The organism is Streptomyces sp. NPDC054840, assembly GCF_053611065.1.
This window is the reverse complement of record NZ_JBSGZP010000794.1, coordinates 1-3062: the sequence shown is the minus strand read 5'-3', so window position 1 is coordinate 3062 and position 3062 is coordinate 1. Positions and strand designations below refer to the sequence as shown.

The 3062-nt window shown below is 73.6% G+C and carries 2 protein-coding genes; both read left to right on the top strand.

The features are described from left to right. Positions 1-48 precede the first annotated feature (48 nt). The gene (locus ACWGIU_RS34105; protein ID WP_453711978.1) at positions 49-1800 is read left to right on the top strand and encodes a hydrogenase maturation protein; all 1752 of its coding nucleotides are present in this window, start codon (positions 49-51) and stop codon (positions 1798-1800) included. A 72-nt stretch (positions 1801-1872) separates the two neighbouring features. Then, entirely contained in the window at positions 1873-2928 is a 1056-nt protein-coding gene (locus ACWGIU_RS34100) for an NADH-quinone oxidoreductase subunit B family protein (RefSeq protein ID WP_453711977.1), read from the top strand. Positions 2929-3062: the final 134 nt, after the last annotated feature.

Below are 3062 nucleotides of genomic sequence, written 5' to 3'. Positions count from 1 at the left end.
GGCCCGGCCCCCCCCCCCCGGGGTTCGGCCCCGCCGCTGGGAGATCCCTTGTACGTCCTGCTCGTCGCGAGCGCGTTCAACAGCCTCACGCAGCGAGTCCACGCCGAGCTGCGCGACCACGGCCACCGCGTCGCGGTCGAACTCGCCCTCCCCGGCACCTGCCTGGCCGACGCCGTACGCGGCCACCGCCCCGACCTCGTGCTCGCTCCGATGCTGCGCACCGCCATCCCCGAGGAGGTCTGGTCCGCCCACACCTGCCTGGTCGTCCACCCGGGACCGGTCGGCGACCGCGGCCCCTCCTCCCTCGACCGAGCCATCCAGGACGGCGAGCCCCGGTGGGGAGTGACGGTCCTCCAGGCCAACGCGGAGATGGACGCCGGCGACGTCTGGGCGAGCGCCCCGTGCCCCGTGCCGCCGGTCGGCAAGAGCGACCTCTACCGCGGGGAGATCGCCGACGCCGCACTGGAGGCCGTCCTGCTCGCGGTGGAACGGTTCGCCTCCGGTACGTACACCCCCCAGCCCCAGGCGAGCGGTCACGCCCGGCCACTCCTGCGCCAGGAGGACCGCCGGATCGACTGGGGGAGCGACACCACCGAGGACGTCCTGCGCGCGCTGCGCGCCGCCGACTCGCAGCCCGGCGTACGCGACGCCCTGCTCGGCGGCGAGTGGTACCTGCACGGCGGGCACCGCGAGGAACACCTGCGCGGCAGCTCCGGCGAGCTCCTGGCCACCCGGGCCGGGGCGCTCTGCCGGGCCACGGCCGACGGGGCCGTCTGGATCCCGGAGCTGCGCGCCCGCCGCCTGCCCGGAGAGCCGGCCGCCCTCAAGCTGCCCGCCACGCTCGCGCTCGCGGACCGGCTGCCCCCGCTTCCCGAGGTCCCCGCGCCGCCGCACAGCGGCCCCCACGGCCCCCACCACCGCACATGGTCCGACATCGGCTACCACGAGGAGGGCCAGGCCGGCTTCCTGTCGTTCTCCTTCCCCGGCGGCGCGATGAGCACCGCGCACTGCGCCCGCCTGCTGGACGCCTACCGGACCGCCCGCACCCGCCCCACCACCGTCCTGGTCCTGGGCGGTGGCCGCGACTTCTTCTCCAACGGCATCCACCTCGGCGTCATCGAGGCCGCCGCCGACCCGGCCGAGGAGTCCTGGGCCAACATCAATGCCATGAACGACCTGGTGGAGGCGGTGCTGACCACCACCGACCGCCTCGTCGTCAGCGCGCTGGGCGGCAACGCCGCCGCCGGTGGGGCCATGCTCGCCCTCGCCGCCGACGAGGTCTGGTGCCGCTCGGGCGTCGTCCTGAACCCGCACTACCGCCTGATGGGCCTGCACGGCTCCGAGTACTGGACGTACACCCTGCCGCGCCGCGTCGGACCCGCACTCGCGGACCGCCTCACCACCGAAGCCCTCCCGCTGAGCGCCGCCGCCGCCCACGGGCTGGGACTGGTCGACCGTACGGTCGACTGCCCGCCCGGCGACTTCACCCTCGAGACGGAGCGCCTCGCGGCCCGCCTCGCCGCCCTGCCCGCCACCGCCTCCCGGATCGCCGGAAAGAAGGCCGCGCGCGAACGCGACGAGGCGGAGCGGCCGCTGGCCGACCACCGCCGGGCCGAGCTGGCCCTGATGCGCGCGACCTTCTTCGACCCCGAAGCCCCCTACCACGCCCTGCGCCGCGCTCTCGTCCGCAAGGAGCGCCCGGCCGCCACCCCGCTCCACCTGAGCGGGTCGGCCGTCAGGCCGCGCGGTGTCACTGGACCGGCCGCATCCGACGCGGCACCCGGGCCGGACTGCTGTTAGCAAGAAAGGTGTGGGTGAGGCAGGCCGCCTCCCCCCACCCCTTCCCGATCACCCCCCCCGAGGAGCCGTCCCATGGCCACTGCGACGAAGGACCCGGTCGAGGACCCGCCGATCCACATCCTCTGGATCAACGCGGGTCTGAGCTGCGACGGCGACTCCGTGTCCCTGACGGCGGCGATGCAGCCGAGCATCGAGGAGATCGTGACCGGCGTCCTGCCCGGTCTGCCGAAGATCGCCGTGCACTGGCCGCTGATCGATTTCGAATGCGGCCCGGTCGGCGGCGCGGACACCTTCATCGAGTGGTTCTTCAAGGGCGAGCGCGGCGAGATCGATCCCTTCGTCCTGGTGGTCGAGGGGTCGATCCCGAACGAGAAGATCAAGCCCGAGGGCTACTGGTGCGGCTTCGGCGACGACCCGGAGACCGGTCAGCCCATCACCACCAGCGAGTGGATCGACCGCCTCGCCCCCAAGGCCCTCGCCGTCGTGGCCATCGGCACCTGCGCCACGTACGGCGGCATCCACGCGATGGAGGGCAACCCGACGGGCGCCATGGGCGTGCCCGACTACCTGGGCTGGGACTGGACCTCCAAGGCCGGCATCCCCATCGTGTGCGTGCCGGGCTGCCCGATCCAGCCGGACAACTTCTCGGAGACCCTGACCTACCTGCTCTACCAGGCGGCCGGCTCCGCCCCGATGATCCCGCTCGACGACAAGCTGCGCCCGACCTGGCTCTTCGGGGCCACCGTCCACGAGGGCTGCGACCGCGCCGGCTACTACGAGCAAGGCGAGTTCGCGGAGACCTACGACTCCCCCCGCTGCCTGGTCAAGCTCGGCTGCTGGGGCCCCGTCGTCAAGTGCAACGTCCCCAAGCGCGGCTGGATGAACGGCATCGGCGGCTGTCCCAACGTCGGCGGCATCTGCATCGCCTGCACGATGCCCGGCTTCCCCGACAAGTTCATGCCGTTCATGGACGAACCCCCCGGCGCCAAGGTCTCCACCGGGGCGAGCAGCGCGTACGGCGCGCTGGTCCGCAGACTCCGGTCGGTCACCGCCCACACCGTGGACGAGGAACCGAAGTGGAGGCAGACCGGCCGCAGCCTGACCACCGGCTACCGCCCGCCCTGGTGACGGCCTCCCCCGGATCCCCGGCCCCGGGTGCGTGGCGCCCCGGCTCCCCCGCCCCCCCGGCCGCCCCCCCACACCCCCCACCACCTCTCCCCACCCAAGAAGGGTCACGGGAGAAACCATGACACCGACGACGA